Annotated in this window: 14 protein-coding genes and 8 tRNA genes; 4 read left to right on the top strand and 18 right to left on the bottom strand. The window is 40.4% G+C overall.

All coding sequences use genetic code 11. The annotated features are described in order from the left end of the window. The first annotated feature begins 82 nt into the window (after positions 1–82). Complete coding sequence (gene fadE, locus LOS73_RS09970; RefSeq protein WP_096793414.1) at positions 83–2,539, top strand: acyl-CoA dehydrogenase FadE; 2,457 nt, start codon at positions 83–85, stop codon at positions 2,537–2,539. Positions 2,540–2,660: 121 nt separating this feature from the next. Here fadE and LOS73_RS09965 read toward each other — a convergent pair whose 3' ends face one another. The 14 genes from LOS73_RS09965 to dnaQ form a co-directional block, all read right to left on the bottom strand. Then, positions 2,661–3,782, bottom strand: a complete 1,122-nt coding sequence (locus tag LOS73_RS09965; protein ID WP_008139112.1) for a PepSY-associated TM helix domain-containing protein — start codon at positions 3,780–3,782, stop codon at positions 2,661–2,663. An 18-nt stretch (positions 3,783–3,800) separates the two neighbouring features. Beyond that, entirely contained in the window at positions 3,801–5,837 is a 2,037-nt protein-coding gene (locus LOS73_RS09960; protein ID WP_008139114.1) for a TonB-dependent receptor domain-containing protein, read from the bottom strand. A gap of 192 nt (positions 5,838–6,029) precedes the next feature. Then, complete coding sequence (locus LOS73_RS09955) at positions 6,030–7,388, bottom strand: histidine kinase sensor domain-containing protein (protein WP_033038131.1); 1,359 nt, start codon at positions 7,386–7,388, stop codon at positions 6,030–6,032. Beyond that, on the bottom strand, positions 7,385–8,098 hold the full coding sequence (locus tag LOS73_RS09950) for a response regulator transcription factor (RefSeq protein ID WP_007378009.1): 714 nt from the start codon (positions 8,096–8,098) through the stop codon (positions 7,385–7,387). Before LOS73_RS09950 ends, LOS73_RS09955 begins: the two co-directional genes overlap by 4 nt. Before the next feature lie 210 nt (positions 8,099–8,308). After that, positions 8,309–8,385: transfer RNA gene (locus LOS73_RS09945), tRNA-Asp, on the bottom strand. Between the two features lie 54 nt (positions 8,386–8,439). Continuing rightward, positions 8,440–8,516 (bottom strand) — tRNA-Asp (locus tag LOS73_RS09940). A 37-nt stretch (positions 8,517–8,553) separates the two neighbouring features. Then, positions 8,554–8,630 (bottom strand) — tRNA-Asp (locus tag LOS73_RS09935). Positions 8,631–8,668: 38 nt separating this feature from the next. Then, positions 8,669–8,745: transfer RNA gene (locus LOS73_RS09930), tRNA-Asp, on the bottom strand. A 38-nt stretch (positions 8,746–8,783) separates the two neighbouring features. After that, a tRNA-Asp gene (locus LOS73_RS09925) sits at positions 8,784–8,860 on the bottom strand. 31 nt (positions 8,861–8,891) lie between these two features. Beyond that, positions 8,892–8,968: transfer RNA gene (locus tag LOS73_RS09920), tRNA-Asp, on the bottom strand. Positions 8,969–9,009: 41 nt separating this feature from the next. Continuing rightward, positions 9,010–9,086 (bottom strand) — tRNA-Asp (locus LOS73_RS09915). Positions 9,087–9,112: 26 nt separating this feature from the next. Continuing rightward, positions 9,113–9,189, bottom strand: a tRNA-Asp gene (locus LOS73_RS09910). Between the two features lie 97 nt (positions 9,190–9,286). Then, entirely contained in the window at positions 9,287–10,657 is a 1,371-nt protein-coding gene (locus LOS73_RS09905) for a TIGR03503 family protein (protein WP_007378212.1), read from the bottom strand. A 9-nt stretch (positions 10,658–10,666) separates the two neighbouring features. Beyond that, entirely contained in the window at positions 10,667–11,380 is a 714-nt protein-coding gene (gene dnaQ / locus LOS73_RS09900) for a DNA polymerase III subunit epsilon (RefSeq protein WP_007378211.1), read from the bottom strand. Positions 11,381–11,448: 68 nt separating this feature from the next. Here dnaQ and rnhA point away from each other — a divergent pair, with 68 nt between their 5' ends. Next, positions 11,449–11,913, top strand: coding sequence for a ribonuclease HI (rnhA, locus tag LOS73_RS09895; protein ID WP_007378210.1), 465 nt, complete (start codon positions 11,449–11,451; stop codon positions 11,911–11,913). Between the two features lie 429 nt (positions 11,914–12,342). On the opposite strand, the gene LOS73_RS09890 is transcribed toward rnhA, so the two are convergent. Then, complete coding sequence (locus LOS73_RS09890; RefSeq protein WP_354629247.1) at positions 12,343–13,128, bottom strand: methyltransferase domain-containing protein; 786 nt, start codon at positions 13,126–13,128, stop codon at positions 12,343–12,345. Between the two features lie 53 nt (positions 13,129–13,181). On the opposite strand from LOS73_RS09890, the gene gloB reads away from it, so the two are divergent. Together gloB and LOS73_RS09880 are read left to right on the top strand one after the other, a co-directional pair. Beyond that, positions 13,182–13,955 (top strand): hydroxyacylglutathione hydrolase, encoded by a 774-nt coding sequence (gloB, locus tag LOS73_RS09885; protein ID WP_457934912.1) that lies wholly within the window; start codon positions 13,182–13,184, stop codon positions 13,953–13,955. 155 nt (positions 13,956–14,110) lie between these two features. Next, positions 14,111–15,691: a LysM peptidoglycan-binding domain-containing protein gene (locus LOS73_RS09880; RefSeq protein WP_007378207.1), complete on the top strand. Its 1,581-nt coding sequence runs from the start codon at positions 14,111–14,113 to the stop codon at positions 15,689–15,691. Positions 15,692–15,756: 65 nt separating this feature from the next. Here LOS73_RS09880 and LOS73_RS09875 read toward each other — a convergent pair whose 3' ends face one another. Genes LOS73_RS09875 through LOS73_RS09865 form a run of 3 tightly spaced genes read right to left on the bottom strand, consistent with a single transcriptional unit; the run spans position 15,757 to position 17,283 of the window. Further along, the gene (locus LOS73_RS09875) at positions 15,757–16,206 is read right to left on the bottom strand and encodes a flavodoxin (RefSeq protein ID WP_010553680.1); all 450 of its coding nucleotides are present in this window, start codon (positions 16,204–16,206) and stop codon (positions 15,757–15,759) included. Beyond that, positions 16,206–16,970, bottom strand: a complete 765-nt coding sequence (truC, locus tag LOS73_RS09870; protein WP_007378205.1) for a tRNA pseudouridine(65) synthase TruC — start codon at positions 16,968–16,970, stop codon at positions 16,206–16,208. Before truC ends, LOS73_RS09875 begins: the two co-directional genes overlap by 1 nt. Further along, the gene (locus LOS73_RS09865) at positions 16,963–17,283 is read right to left on the bottom strand and encodes a YqcC family protein (RefSeq protein ID WP_007378204.1); all 321 of its coding nucleotides are present in this window, start codon (positions 17,281–17,283) and stop codon (positions 16,963–16,965) included. The genes truC and LOS73_RS09865 overlap by 8 nt, the downstream gene beginning before the upstream one ends. Positions 17,284–17,364: the final 81 nt, after the last annotated feature.

Below are 17,364 nucleotides of genomic sequence, written 5' to 3'. Positions count from 1 at the left end.
TTTAACATCGTTATGTACTTGAAAATTACTGTGACTAGCGCTACTCTAAGTGAGGTGGTCTGACCTCTATTAAGGAATAAAAATGACACTCATATTTACACTCGGTTTAATCGTGCTGCTTTGCACAGCGATTTACCACAGAGCGAGTTGGAACACAGCACTTGGTGTTTCTGCCGCAACCCTACTTATAGGTACCTTCGCCGGTGCTTTTGGTTTAATTAGCTGGTTGATCTTTTTGATCATCGCGGTTCCTCTTTCTGTTACTGGCCTTCGTCAGCAATATATCATCAAGCCTATTTTTGCTGTGTTCAAAAAAGTAACGCCAAGCATGTCTGATACTGAAAAATCAGCTATTGATGCCGGTACAACTTGGTGGGAAGCTGACTTATTTTGCGGTAACCCAGATTGGAAAAAACTTCACCAATACCCAGTTCCTAAACTTACTATTGAAGAGCAAGCCTTTGTTGATGGCCCTGTTGAAGTAGTATGTGGCATGTTGGACGATTGGGAAGCAACGCACGAACTAACCGACCTTCCTCAAGATGTATGGCAATATCTAAAAGATAATAAATTCTTTGCCATGATCATCAAAAAAGAATACGGCGGTTTAGAGTTTTCTGCATTTGCACAGTCTTGTGTACTTCAAAAACTAACAAGTAAATCAACATTACTTTCGTCAATTGTGGGTGTACCGAATTCTTTAGGCCCAGGTGAATTATTACAACACTATGGTACAAAAGAGCAAAAAGATCATTACTTACCGCGCCTAGCGAGCGGTCAAGAAATTCCATGTTTTGCGTTAACTTCGCCAGAAGCGGGTTCTGATGCAAGCTCAATTCCAGACTACGGTGTGGTATGTAAAGGGCAATGGAATGGTGAAGAGGTTGTGGGTGTTAGTTTAACGTGGAATAAGCGTTACATTACACTTGCTCCAGTGGCTACCGTGCTTGGACTTGCGTTTAAATTACAAGATCCAGACGGCCTAATTGGCGACAATAAAGAGCCAGGCATCACCTGTGCACTTATTCCAACGGATACTCCTGGAGTTGAAATTGGTCGTCGACATTTCCCGCTAAACGTACCATTTCAAAATGGTCCTACTCGCGGTAAAGACATTTTCGTACCACTTGATTATATTATTGGTGGTCCAGATATGGCTGGTCAAGGCTGGCGCATGCTGGTTGAGTGTTTATCGGTTGGTCGTGCAATTACATTGCCGTCAAATTCTGCTGGCGGCATTAAAATGATTGCCGTTGCAACGGGTGCGTATAGCCGCATTCGTCGCCAGTTCCGCTTACCTATTGGTAAAATGGAAGGTGTTGAAGAGTCACTAGCAAAACTTGCTGGTTACGCTTACAGCTCTGATGCTGCGGTTAGTATGTCTACAGGTGCGGTTGATTTAGGCGAAAAGCCATCAGTTGTTTCTGCCATTATTAAATACCACCTGACAGAGCAAATGCGTGATGCAACTATTCATGCAATGGATGTACTTGGCGGTAAGGGCATCATGCTTGGGCCAAATAACTATTTAGGTCGTGGCTATCAAGGTGCACCTATTGCCATTACCGTTGAAGGTGCAAATATCTTGACCCGTAATATGATTATTTACGGTCAAGGTGCAATTCGCTGTCATCCATTTGTACTTACCGAACTAGGTGCGTGCGAAATTGAAGACCGCGAAGAAGCGCTTAACGTATTTGATAAAGCGCTAATGGGTCACATTGGTTTTACTATGTCGAACCTTGTACGTACTAAATGGCTTGCACTTACCGGCGCTCGTTTTACAAGTGTGCCGTACAACGACGAAACAGCTGAATTTTACCGTATAGCGTCGCGCTTTAGTGCATCACTTGCTCTTATGTCTGACATTAGCATGGCAGTATTTGGTGGCTCACTTAAACGTAAAGAACGTATTTCAGCACGTTTAGGTGACTTACTTAGTTACTTATACTTAGTGTCTGCAACGCTTAAGCGTTACAACGACGAAGGCCGTAAAAAAGAAGATTTTGCTCTAGTAAAATGGAGTTGCCAAGATCATCTTTACCATTGCCAACGTGCACTTGCTGATTTAATTAATAACATGCCTTCGGCTCCACTACGTGCCGTGTTAAAAGTATTGTTATTCCCGTTTGGTCGCCCTGTTCGTAAACCAACTGACCAGCTTGAGCATAAACTTGCACAACTGCTACAAGTACCTAGCGAAACGCGTAACCGCTTAGCAAGCTATGTATACTTAAAAAATGAGCCGCTTAACCTTGTGGGTCGTCAAGAGCAAACGCTTAAAGACATCCTAGACGTTGAGCCATTATTTGAAAGAGTATGCAAAGAGAAAGGCCTTAAACTGCCATTCTTCCAGCTTGATAAAGTAGCGCAAATGGGACTTGAAGCCGGTATATTAAGCCAAGCAGAGGCTGATAAACTAGCTGCCGTTGAGCAATCTCGTTTAGATGTTATTAACGTTGATGACTTTGACCCTGCTGATTTACTTGCAGGCAAAGCAGCACGAAATAGCGTTAAAAAAGAAGCTGATGCGGCTTAACTAAGTAAGCATTTGAATACTAAAAGCCAGCGCCTAATACGCTGGCTTTTTTGTGTAAAATAAATTCTTATATATCAAATCGCACATTTCAAGCAATCAAATACTCGACGAAAAGTGTAAATTAGCGCTTAGTTATCAATCGCTTCCATGCTAAAACTATGCCTGTATACACTAAAAAACATGCGAGCAATGATGCCAAACCAGCTAATGTTTGCCCTAAAAAACCAAAGTATTCACCGGTATGTAAAAATCGAGATGTTCCCCATGCTTGATCACCTCGCGTCCAATCCGATTTTTTTAGCGTTTTAGTTACATCCCCCGTGCGAGTATCTAAAAATAATGAATACGCATATTCTTGACGATTCCCTATACTGGTATCAATATAAAAACGTGCTTCGTGTTTTTTGTCACCTAATTCTAACCACATTGAATACCAATCAGCGGCACCATTGTTAATTGCATGTACTTTAGCTTGTTGAAATAAAGTATCGTACAGTACTTCATCTGCCGATAAATCGAATACTGGTAGATGCTTTTCTCGCTCGGGTACGTTTTGCCCAAACGCGCCATATAACGCTTTATTCGCCCAGTCAAAATGAAACAAAGTAGCCGTTAATGACAAAACGAGTAAAACCGGTAAACACCAAATCCCAAAAACTAAATGCCACTGCCTATTTCGATGATGTGATGATTTGTAACTCTTTGCTAGTAATAAGTATCCTTTTAACGCAGAGCGGTTAAATCGCTTTGGGAACCACAGGTAAGCACCCGATAGTAATAAAAAGATAAAAAATAGATTAGCGTAGCCATTTATATTTTTACCAATCACCTGCGAAGCGCCATGCAGTAATAAATAACGATGTATATCAGTTACAACGTGAAAAAAGTCAGCCGCCAACCCCTCTCCTTCACGAAGCACGTCTCCTGTATAAGGGTGTAATAAGTAGCTATGCTTTCCAGCCCAGGCAGGAATGGCAGCCCCTTCTCGATTAACCCAACGAATATAAATATGTGATTGACTCGGATGCGATTTTCGCAAAATATCCACAACATCATCAGCCGATAGTCGCTGTTGAACATAGGTGTTATTTACAGTAAATCGCATTTCATCTAGCTCAACAATCTGTCGTTCATAGGTTAATAGAAAACCCGTGAACGACATGCTAAAAATAAATAAACCGGCGATTAGACCTATAATTAAGTGGGCCCAAAAGACCCACTTTTTAAATAGTTTTAAGAACATAAAATAAGTTACTTATTCTTAAAACTGGTAGGAAATCGATAAGCGAATATCGCGCCCAGATTCGTATGGACCAACAACAGTACCAAATACTTCACTGTAATCACCCACACTTGAATGATCGATATATAACTCATTAAATAAATTAGTAACAGCAACATTCAATAATAATGAATTCGTCACATTCCACTGTCCATATAGATCAAAAGTGGTATAGCTTGGTTTATTTAGGGTATATAAAGAATCGGTCCAACCAAGATCAACGGCTTGATGAAGAGTATCAATATCAAGCGAATCGACTTTAGTTACACTAAAACCAACCTTTGCATCGGTGTTAACATCGTAATCAACGCCGGCAACCCATGTATTACCTCTGCTATTACCTAAACCGACAAACTCATAACCATTAATATCAATTGCATCATAGCTTACAGTATATAGACCATTACGAGGGTCAAGCTCTGTATCAGTAGCTGAAAATCCAATGAAGAAATCAAATGAATTTAAGCGATATGCTAGGTCAAACTCAAACCCTTTAGTATCTAACGTGCCTATATTGTTATAAACCGAGTCTCCTTCATATCCTTCAAATATCACATCATCTAAAGAAGAATTGTAAATACTGGCCTTAGCGGATAAATTTTCACTTGTGTACGTTATGGATGCCTCAATATTGGCGACTGTCTCAGGTACTAAACTTTCATCCGCCACGGGAATATCTGAGCCATCATATAAATATCCATCGATGGTAAAGCCATCGCCTATTTGTTTTCCACGCGCAGCTTCAGCATACCCAAGCCCTACTGTCCAAGCATCATTTATGTCGTATGCTAAACCTATATTAAAACTTACTTCACTATCGTCTAAACTCGATGCACTTTCTGTAATTGCAGTGCCATAATATTCATCTAATAAGATGTCTTGTTTAAACTTATAACTATCAAAACGCACCCCATAGCTCAGTAAAAGTTGTGGGGTAATATCACTATAACCTTGCGCATAAATCCCAAGTACACTGCCTTGTTCTGCATTTTCTTTTGTACCTGCTGCAGATCCGCTCGACACCTCATCGTTTCTATAATCAACACCATAAATAAATTTATGTTCATCAATAATACTTGTATTACGAATATCTAAGCCATATGTATCAATGTCAGCAAGCCAAGCAAAACGACCACCATTAAAAGATGATTCGGTTTTGTATGCTGTCGCCTCTAAATACAATAAGTTATTGTGAGAAAATATATAATTAGCAACGTAAGTATCTCGTTTTGCTTCGCTTGGGTACAAAGCATCACCTTCTTGCACCGCCCAGTTAGGACGTGCCGAAAAATCCCCTTCTTCGTCGCGTTTTTCAATACTTAACGATAAATGATGATTATCTGCTAACTCACCACTGACTTTAATAAACATCATATCTTGATCAGCAGCTGTACCATAAATAGTATCGCCATCACCATCTTCCATGTTATCGCGATCCACAGTACTGAAATATCCTAATAACCCCCATGTATCACTTAATTTACCGTATACACTGGTACTGAAACGCGTGCCGTCATTTGAAAAATAACTTGCTTTAACACGCCCACCAAATTGTTCACCTTGGTTAAGTAGGTCTTGTGCGTCTTTAGTTTTAAAGCGTATAGAGCCACCAATCGCACCAGGACCACTTGTTGCTTCACCGGCCCCCGCTTGTACATCTATTTGTTGCAGTAGGTCTGGATCTATTGTTACACGGCCAATATGATGAAATAACGTTGATGTTTGTTGTGCACCATCAACCGTTATATTTAATAAAGAATCTTCAACACCACGAATATAGATCTTTTGCGCAACGCCTACCGAGCCACCCACGCTAACAGAAGGTGAATGTCGAAAAATATCAGCCAGATCACTTGCTTGATATTGTTCTATTTCTTCAGCTGTAATACTCAAATTAGTTGCAGAGCCAACTACAGATATTTTTTCAACAGATGCTTTACTTTTAGCAAGTTCTTGCGCGGATATAGGTGAACTGAATGATGTACAAATGGCACTCACTAAGGCTAACTTTTTCAAGGGGAACGTTCCTTCTTAATGGTAAATAAGAAGGATTATCATTTTCTTTTAAGAAAAAGCATAGCAACTTTACATTTGTTACATTTAGCGTGAATAAAACACAGAAATGAAACCTACTTAAGCTATAGGATTAATTAAGATGCTGATTTAATTATTCATTAATTGGATGTATTAACAATAATAAATATAATTTTATACACCTTTAGGTACTGTTACCGTCATGATTAAGCCACCGGCAATGCTATTTGTAGCAAATACTGTTGCTGCGATCGCGTTTAATTGTCGCTGTGCTAAAGCAAGCCCTAAACCAAAACTATCACTGTTGCACGAACGGGCTGAATCAATCCGAAAGAAAGGCCTAAAAATAGTATTTAAATGCTCTTTAGGCACTCCAGGGCCTTGATCTGAAATAATAATTTGATATTCATATTCATGATCAATGAGACTAACGCGCACTTGTTTATTAATGGGTGTGTAACGTAGTGCATTTCTAAGTATATTCTCAAGTGCTTGACCTAATGCCCTATGATTACTGTTTTCAATATGAGCTTGATTAGGTAAGTCAGCAGAAATCAGTTTATCTGGGTACTCAAAACGTCCATCTTCAATGAGGATTTCGAGTAAATCGACTAAGTCCAAAGGTTCAATACGTAACTGAGGTGATTCATTATCTAACCAAGACAAAGTTAGCGTGTCATCCACTAACTTACGAATGTGCTGTGACTCTTTATGAATACGTTCTAATTTAATTTGTGTGTCCTCTACGCCCTCCTCCCTGTGAGAGAGTAAGTTATCCGTTGCGATATCTAAGCGTGTTAAAGGTGTTCTCAACTCGTGGGAGAGATCCGTTAATAATACACGTTGGTGCATAATTTGCTCACTGATCCGCTCAGCCATTAAATCAAATGTTTCAGCTAATTGAGACAGTTCGTCGTTACGTGAGCCCAACTGCTCCCGAACCCTGACGCTAAAGTCTCCTTTACTAAATGCCCTACTTGCTAAGTCGAGTTCTTTAATTGGATGCATGATATGACGATATAACACAATAGATAAACATACCAATATAGACATTGGTAATAAAACTTGTAACGACAAGCGTGTTAAATTCCAAAGCGACCCCGGACGCATTCTTTGCGGCAACTGCACAACAAGGCTAGTTGTACCATCTTTAAAAGGTAACTGCATAGCCGGTGCACGGTCGAAGTACAGATGGATTTTCCAATCAATGCTACGCCCTAAATTATACCCGGTATACTCATAACGATGAGAGCGATTACCAGCTAACTCAACCACATTCGCTTTGGCAATTACAGCCCAAATATTTTCTTGTTGCTGCAAGTTATCGACCCAACGCTCAAGCTCGCTCATATCGCCTTGATCAAATATAATCTCAGCCTTTGTTTGCCAATCAGTTAATTCTGTTCGGCTTGAATCACTTAACATACTCATATCATTTTCAAAGTGATTAACCGCGACATTAATTAAATAGAACATCGCAACAACACCGGTACCAATAATTAAGCACAGCTTCCAAAATAGACGTCGTGTCATTTAATACAGTATCCTTGGCCATGCACTGTGTGTAAACGACTGCCATCCCAGCCAGCATTATTTAACTTTTTTCGAATACGACTCATATGCATATCTAAACTACGATCGTACTGGCTAAAACGTTTGTTTAGCACCACTTGATATAAGAAAGGTTTTAACAGTATTTGTGCTTGGTTTTTCATTAAAATTTGCAGTAAGCCAAACTCAATAGGCGTAAAAGTTAATAGCTCACAATGTAGAAAAACCTGTTGATGTAAGCTATCTATCTCAAGTCCATCAATATTAGCAATATAAGGAGTATTAGTGTCTTGTTTAAAAACACGTCTTAGTACTGAATCTACGCGTAATAATAATTCTTGGCTATTAAAGGGTTTCGCTAAATAATCATCCGCACCGGCTGATAGACCTAGAATGCGCTCTTCTTCAGCATGTTTTGCCGATACAATTATGACAGGGGTGCTATTACAACTACGTAAAATATTGAGCACTGCCAAGCCGTCTTTTCCCGGCAACATAACATCTAATAAAATAAGGCTAAAGCGCTGAGCAACTGCTAAATCAAGTGCATGATTACCATCAAAACACTGTGTAACAGAGTACCCTTGGTTAGCTAGTAATTCAGTAATTTGATCATTAAGTAATGTATCGTCTTCAACAACTAAAATATCAAAATCAAATTTGTTGCGTTGATAGGCCTGTGGTGCAGACATAGAAAGCCATAATTTTTATAGTATTAAAACAAATTAAAGCAAATGGTAATACAAATCAATATCAAAAATGGTGCGCAGGAAAAAAGTTAACTATTTGAGTGTTTTGAGTGTTTTGAGTGTTTTGAGTGTGTTGAGTGTGTTGAGTGTGTTGAGTGTGTTGAGTGTTTTGAGTGTTTGAAATCATAAACTTGTTATTGAGGAAATAACAAGTGGCGGAGTGGACGGGACTCGAACCCGCGACCCCCGGCGTGACAGGCCGGTATTCTAACCAACTGAACTACCACTCCGCAGTGGTATGTGCATGGGGTAATGCACTTACTAATTTTAATCATGATATCAAATGGCGGAGTGGACGGGACTCGAACCCGCGACCCCCGGCGTGACAGGCCGGTATTCTAACCAACTGAACTACCACTCCGCAGAGATATCATTATACTTGTTATTACTTAATTTGTTGGCGGAGTGGACGGGACTCGAACCCGCGACCCCCGGCGTGACAGGCCGGTATTCTAACCAACTGAACTACCACTCCAGCATACAAATTTTGTAATATAACATTGTTTAAATAGTTGGCGGAGTGGACGGGACTCGAACCCGCGACCCCCGGCGTGACAGGCCGGTATTCTAACCAACTGAACTACCACTCCAGCATACAAATTTTGTAATATAACATTGTTTAAATAGTTGGCGGAGTGGACGGGACTCGAACCCGCGACCCCCGGCGTGACAGGCCGGTATTCTAACCAACTGAACTACCACTCCAGCGCATATTTAAACTGTTATTTTTTCTTATTGGCGGAGTGGACGGGACTCGAACCCGCGACCCCCGGCGTGACAGGCCGGTATTCTAACCAACTGAACTACCACTCCATAATAAGAATATGTTTTACAACCATACGTTGTGTAAGTGTTGGCGGAGTGGACGGGACTCGAACCCGCGACCCCCGGCGTGACAGGCCGGTATTCTAACCAACTGAACTACCACTCCAGCTTTTACTTACAATTTTTCGAAAATGGCGGAGTGGACGGGACTCGAACCCGCGACCCCCGGCGTGACAGGCCGGTATTCTAACCAACTGAACTACCACTCCATATTTTCGTTGCTGTTTAGGTCTCCCTGACAGCGGCGTGAATAATACGAACCAACCCCTATTTCGTCAAGGGCTTTTTTGTTTTTTTATAGGTTTTTTAGTCATCTGTCATCGAAAGGTTTAAAATTTCACCTGATTTGTCACTTTTTGAGCCATTTTTACCGACTTGATTTTTTTCTGAGTCAGTAACGTCATCTTCACTTGCTTTCTTTTTCTTTAAAAAAGGCAGCCTGACGTTAAATTTAATCGACTTTTTCTGAACAAATATACGAATTAACAGCCAACCAACCAATAATATGAATATATTACAGCCGACAATCAAACTAATTATTGTTGATGTGGTCATTTTTCCTTCATCAGGATCGCTTTTAATCATTTCATCAGGCGTAATAATCGTTGCAGGGTCAATTTCGGGCACCGCTTCTATGGGTCGTTCTATCTCAAATTTATATGTGGGTAGCGTTGCCATAAATTCACGATCATTTATATTAGTGCCAAAAACAGACAGTTCAACACTATACCGACCCCAGTCATAATTTTTTATCGTAAGCTGGCGTGATACATTTGCCATTGCATCAATCGTAAACATTTGTTCTTCATTATTGGGATAATATATTTTGCCCTGAATTATCACGGTTTCAGGTTTAACAATGTTTGCATCAATAGTTATAGCTAAAATATGATCATCAAAATCCTCTTTAGCTAAAGCTATATCAAACTCAAAAGGCGGCTCATGAATAATAAGTGCTTTTTGGGTTATACGCCTTTGTAGCAAAGGAGTCGCAATGTAAAGTTCTGGTGTCCACTCTCCTGCAGGGAAATCTAATTTAAATTCACCGGTAAATACACCATCTTTTGGTCGTTCATCAAACCCACGACCATCATCTTTAAACTCAGCAACTTCTTGTATACCAGCACCGAAATTCGCAAAACTCTCGTTGTTAGTACTGACAAAATCGACATGTAAACTAACCACATCTTTAAATAAGTTAGCATTAATTGGTTCGCCATCATTTAATACTCTACCCGTAACCTTTACAGATTCGCCTCTAAATAACACCGATGGTAACGACTCTGCCTGCAACGACACCTCACCTAATACCACGATTCGACTATCTGGTAATATGCTGCCTATAACTTGCCAAGGCCCAGGCGTTGGCTTTTTAATTGTAACGAGATCGTAGTTAAGTTCATCAAACCATTCAATGTTAGGATCTTTAACTGAGTCGGGAGCAAAGTATTTACTGCCATCTGGCCTTACTAAAATAACAGCAGGTGTACCTGCCTTTCTAAAAAAAAGTAACGTTATTTCATCAATTTGACTATCTATACGAAAACGATTTTCTAATAAAGGTATTTCATTTTGTTGGCCATCGCGTTTAAGTACTTCCACTTGCTTAGCGCTATAAGCATTATTTGTAAAACAGCTAACCGCTATTAGCACAGTTACAAAACACATCGTTTTCATATTATGGCCTTATTCAGCGCGCCATAAACATTGGCCGCCTTCTTTATTTACAAGATCTAATCGGGCTTCGTGTGCGCTTTGCTCAGCATCGCTTGCTCGCAATACAACTAGTGGGGCTCTGTCACTATTTAAACGCTTTATACCCCCCTTTCGCTGCTCGCTGCCGTCATCTTTGTTTTGATTCAAATTTAGTTTTGTTTGACCGCCCGTCATGGCAAGGTAAACATCAGCTAAAATCTCAGAATCCAGTAACGCACCGTGAAGCGTTCGCTTGGCGTTATCTACATCGTAACGACGACATAAAGCATCAAGATTGTTCTTTTGACCTGGATGCAAGTCACGCGCCATTTTAAGCGTGTCAAGAACTTCACAAAACGTACTCGTTTTAGGATAACCCTGATTAAGCAACGCAAATTCGTTATCCATATGACCAACATCGAACGGCGCATTATGAATAACTAGTTCAGCCCCTTCAATATAGTCGAAAAACTCTTGCGCGATTTGATGAAACAGTGGTTTATCACGTAAAAATTCGTTAGTGATACCGTGAACGTCGATTGCTTCTTCTTCGCTTGGGCGTTGTGGGTTTATATAAACGTGAAAGTTATTGCCTGTTAAACGGCGATTTACTAACTCTACACACCCAATTTCTATAATACGGTGCCCTTGTTTAGGGTCGATGCCGGTGGTTTCTGTATCTAAAACTATTTGTCTACGTGCCATATCGAATTTAGCCTGATTCTGGTATCTTTCTATAATCACTTTATTGTACATAAGATCAAGGTAAAACAGTGCAAAAAACCGTAGAGATTTACACCGATGGCTCATGTTTAGGTAATCCAGGCCCCGGCGGTTATGGTATTTTTATGATTTATAACGGTCACGAAAAAGAAATGAGCCAAGGTTATAAACTCACAACGAATAACCGAATGGAAATGCTCGCGGCTATTGTAGCCCTAGAATCACTCACTCGAGAATGCGAAGTAAATCTAACAACCGATAGCCAATATGTTAAGCAAGGTATTGAATCGTGGATCACTAACTGGAAAAAACGTGGCTGGTTAACATCAGCTAAAAAGCCGGTTAAAAACGTCGATTTATGGAAACGCCTAGATAAAGCCTGTAGCGAGCACAATGTAACCTGGAAATGGGTTAAAGGGCATAGCGGCCATAAGTACAACGAAATAGTTGACGATTTAGCGCGCGATGCCGCAGGCAGTAAAGATTTACTAGAAGATGTAGGCTACCAGCCTTAAATTTATTCTAAGCTAGGGTCTGTTGATCTTTCAAGGTTAAATTTGCAGCAGTCTGTTTGGTATTTAGGCAAGGCAGAGCCTATGTAGTGTGGTTATTCCCCATAAATGGGCGATAACGTAGCATTAATGCCAAACAGGCGCAGCCCAAAGGGTTCTTTCTAGGGGCTATTTACTCTTTGTTGCTCGGTTTTTACTTAGCCCACTAGGTTACAAACCTCGCGCCGCGATTAAATAGCCCCTAGTTTGAACAAATTTTAATCCGCAAAGATCAACAGACCCTAGTTGTTATACCAATTTTATTAAAAACATGTTCATTCTATCGCATTAAATAACTCACTAACTGCGTTAAAAATTATTCATATAGAACAACAATATGTCACAATTTTCGCCTTGTTAATGTGCTATTTTCTTAGCGCTATAATAGCTCACTTATTTAATGCAATTGGTATTATTTTTTTGCTCGCACGATTTAAAGTGTTGCTTTGACGTTTGTCTAAGCCCTGCCCCTTTTACTGGTGCAAATTGCGGCCTAGCATGCCACTTAGGTTTTATTGGCGTAAGTGGCGCAACTCTTTTTCGTGCCACCAGCATATAAACACTGCCCATTGGTTTTAAATACTGTTTTGCAAAAGTCCGCCAAAACTCAAATCTTGATAACCTGTTACCTCTTGCCAGTGATGAATAAATAAAACGTTCGTCACTTACAATTTCAAAACCCAATAAATTTAGCCAATCTTTAACCCTCGCAGGGGTAAAAAAGCGCCCTGTCCATGGTAATTTCTGACCACTAAAAGGCAGCATTTGTGCAAGCCCGCACAAACTAAACGGATTAAAACCAGTCACGAGTATATAACCGCCTGGAATAAGCGTGCGATGTGCTTCTCGTAAAATATGATGCGGGTCTGAATGATACTCTAAGCAATGGCTTAGTATGCAAGCATCAATACTGTGCTCGTAAAATGGCAGTTCATCTATGTCAGCAACTACCCCGGTGTAAGGTCCTGGCTCTGCAACACACACTTGATGTTTAATCGTACTTATACTTGTGTTTAATTCGCCACTTAAATTACCCAACTTAAGCATATGATAGCCAAACATACGCGGCAGCCATTGCTCCATTTTGCGTTCAATATCTGCACGCAAATAATCCCCATGAGGAAACTGCTGCCACGACAGTGGTTTGGGTCCTTCTTGAAAACTAAGGGCTGGTTTCATTTTTTGAGCTCGTTATACTATGCGATAAGTGTCACTTTATAGAGCAATTTACCATGGTGCAAGTCAAAGCAATTAAAGCCTTTTCTGATAATTACATTTGGTGTTTAACTACCGATAACAGTAACCAAGCATGGGTAGTCGATCCAGGCCAAGCACATCCCGTATTAACGTACTTAGCTGAGCATAAACTAACGCTTGGTGGCATTTTAATTACGCATCATCACTACGACCACACCGATGGCGTAACTGAGTTAGTTGACGCCTATCCAGATATATCGGTTTATGGCCCTGCAAATAGTCCATTTAAAGGCGTCACTCACGCACTCACTGATGGACAAAGCATCAGTGTGCTTAATATTAACTTTACTATTTTAGCAACTCCCGGGCACACGCTTGATCATCTTTGTTACACAAATGATGAACTTGCTTTTACCGGCGATACATTGTTTAGCGGTGGATGTGGGCGCTTATTTGAAGGCACGCCAGAGCAAATGTGGGAGTCTTTTAATAAACTAAGAGAGCTGCCTGCAAGCTGCAGTGTGTATTGCACGCACGAATACACGCAAGCTAACCTTGCCTTTGCCAAAGCCGTTGAACCACGTAACCCAGAACTCCTTGCGTACAGTAAAAAAGTAGATGAATTACGCAGTAATAACCAAATCTCCCTACCCACTTCTATTGGACAGGAGCTAAAAATAAATCCATTTATGCGTAGCGATTTGCCAACCATTACAGAGTTAGTGCCAGAAGAGTTTACCTCGGTTACAAAAAACAATGAACCTTGGGGGAACTTTGCTAGTCTGAGGCAGTTCAAAGACAATTTTTAATGCACAAACTAATACTTTAACATTTATTTTATTAGAATCATTAACTTAAGATATAGTGATGATTCTATTTCTGCGTTTTAAAAAGTCATTCAGTGGCAATGTTAACTCATAACAGGTAGTATTCGCCGAGTTTTTTACCCGATGTATTGGTATTTATGAATAAATCTCCCCTATTAATAGCCTTGGCGTTAGCGCTAAGTGGTTGTCAAACTGTGACAACTTTAGACTCAGACTCTCAAGTCGCCACGCAAACAAACCAACAACTCGAAGGCGCAAGTCCTAACGACATTAACAATGCATTGATGGTAAACGCACAATATCAGCAAGTCGACCCTGATGAGCAAGAAGCTCCCGTGTTTGATGATGTGTGGGAGCGAATTCGCTACCAACTTTCTATCGAAATACCGCAAAACCGCCCTGTTGTTACTGAACGTAATTATTATGCTCGCCACCAAGCCTATTTAGATCGTATTTCTAAACGTGCAGAGCCTTACTTACACTTTATTGTTGAAGAAGTAGAAAAGCGCGAAATGCCAATCGAAATTGCACTACTGCCTATTGTAGAAAGTGCATTTGACCCGTTTGGTTATTCTAATCGCAGCGCATCGGGCATTTGGCAGTTTATGCCTGCAACCGGTGAGCGATTCGATTTAAAACAAAACTGGTGGTACGACGGTCGTCGCGACATAGTGCAGTCGACTCGCGCAGCACTTGATTACTTATCGTATTTACATAAAACACTTGAAGGCGATTGGCTAAATGCGATTGCTGCTTATAATTCAGGTGAAGGGCGTTTAATGCGCGCGATTAAAAAGAATCGTAAAAAGCATTTACCTACCGATTTTTGGTCTCTTGATTTACCAAGCGAAACAACAGCCTACGTACCAAAGTTATTAGCACTTGCCGATTTATTAAAACGCTCAGATGATTTTAACGTTACATGGCAACCAGTAATTAATGCACAAGTGGTTGAAGTGGTTGATGTTGGCTCGCAAATAGATTTAGCACTTGCTGCTGATATGGCTGATATGACGCTTACTGAGCTATACAGATTAAACCCCGGTTTTAATCGCTGGGCAACTGATCCCAATGGCCCACATTCTTTATTATTGCCTGTTGATAAAGCAGAGGAATTTAGCCAAAAACTAGCAAACACTGATGTTAAAAACAGATTACGCTGGCAGCGTTATATTGTGGCTCGAGGCGACAGCTTATCGGTAATTGCCAAAAAGTTTACAACAAGCTCAAGCGCAATCCGATCGCTTAATAAACTCAAATCAAATACGATTAAAGTAGGCCAAGAATTATTAGTCCCGCTTACTGATGGCGCTATAAATAGTGAGCATTTACCAAAGCAGATGCGTTTAGCTGCTAATAAAGCAACTCGCACAAAGCTTTCGCACACAGTTAAAAGTGGCGACACGTTATGGGACATTAGCCGCGAATATGACGTAACTATGGATGAGTTGGCTAAATGGAATAAACTAAAGAAAAACTCTGTATTGCGCCTAAATCAAAAACTAACTGTTTATAAGTCAGCTAATAAACCACAAGCAACGGCAAGCACCAACCGTACTATTACATACAAAGTACGCCGAGGTGATTCACTTGCACGTATTGCGTCTAAGTTTAATCTAAGCGTTAACGAAATTATTAAGTGGAATAATTTAGCCGGTCAAAAATACTTACAACCTGGCCAAAAGCTAAAACTTAAAGTAGATGTTAGAAGTAGTTAATTTATAAAGCTATAAAAGCAAAAAGGAGCGCATGCGCTCCTTTTTTAATACCTTAAAGTTAAGGATTAAGCAGGTAGTTTTTCTAGCCATACTTTTAACCAAGGCTCAGTTACTGGCCATGGTTCAAAATCTTCACATGCATCTATTTCTAGGCGGTTGCCCACAGGCTTTGCTTGTAAATCGCGTAGTAGCTCGTCAAAGCTTCGCCCTGCGCCACAAAATGTATCGCCGTAGCATCTGTCACCCATTGCAATTACACCAAACGGTTTATCGGTAAGCATTGGGAAAGTGCTATTCATTGCAAAGTACAATCCTGCCAAATTACTCGGTACATCACCTTGCCCTGTTGTGGAGGTGACAATTAAAATATGCGATGCATTTTTTATATCATCAAGTGATGCTTCAGTAATTACTGTAGCAGTATGACCCGCTTGCTCAATTGTGGCTGCAACTTCATCGCTTAAACGCTCAGCACCGCCATTAACGCTGCCTACAAAAATACTAATATGTGCCATTAATAATCCTTTTCTTGCTCTGGCCAACCTAGCTGCTTACATATTTCAAGCATGTCTTCACCTAGTGGCGCTTTAATTTTTATTGATTCATTACTATAAGGGTGCACAAAACTAAGCTCTGTTGCAAATAACATTAAGCGTCTTAGTTCAAAATGCTCTCTAAAAAATTGATTATGCTGATTATCACCGTGATTTACATCACCAATAATAGGCAGTGATAAGTGCTTTAAGTGTCTGCGAATTTGATGCTTGCGCCCGGTTTTTGGAAAACACTCAACTAACGAGTAACGCACTGTTGGATACTTACCTATAGGAATAGGCAATGCAGCTTGGTGCAAGCAATTAAACTGGGTTTGCGCTTCTTGCGGTGCTTTATCTTGATCTGCAAACTTATCGGCTATTTTATCAAGTTCTTCTTTAAGCGGTTTATCTAAAAATACTGACTCTGGCGCAAAACCGCGCACTAAGGCTAAATAGCGCTTAGCAATAGTACCTTCAATAAATAGCTGGTTCATATCGCGAGCTGCTTCCGAGCTCAATGCAAACAGTAATACGCCCGACGTAGGTCTATCGAGCCTATGTACTGGAAATACATGTTGCCCTAGCTGGTCGCGCAACATTTGCATAGCAAACTGGGTTTCGTGTTTATCTAAAAACGAGCGATGCACTAATAAACCTGAAGGCTTATTTATAGCCACATAGTTTTCATCTTGATACAAAATAGTCAGCTCGCCATATTCAATAGGCGCTGGACGCTCACTCATTTGGTTCTCCTAAAAAGGTATCAAGGGCTGTTAGTAATTCAATTATTTCATCGCTTCCGGCTTTATTCACAAGTGTCATTTGCGCCATAGGGGCAATAGCAAAGTTACGCGGCAGTGGTTGCCTATGTGTTATTAATTGCTGTATTTTTTCAATAAATACAAACTGTAACCACTGCTCAAATGCCATTGTATCGTGACAAAAAGGAGTCTTTGAAAGCAGTGCCTCAGCGTCTATTGGCCCACTTTGCCAAAGCGCGTGTTTTTGTAAAAGTGCCGTTAGCTGCACTAAATAAGTTTGGGTTTGCTGGTACATAACCACCCTCTTTTATATATGTAATGCAATTATACCCTGTTCCCTCATAGGCGGCTATGACGTATAATTAATGTAATTTTG

This window comes from Pseudoalteromonas sp. SCSIO 43210 (assembly GCF_054133285.1).
Note: the sequence above shows the minus strand (reverse complement) of the source record. Positions and strands in the feature narration are given on the sequence as shown.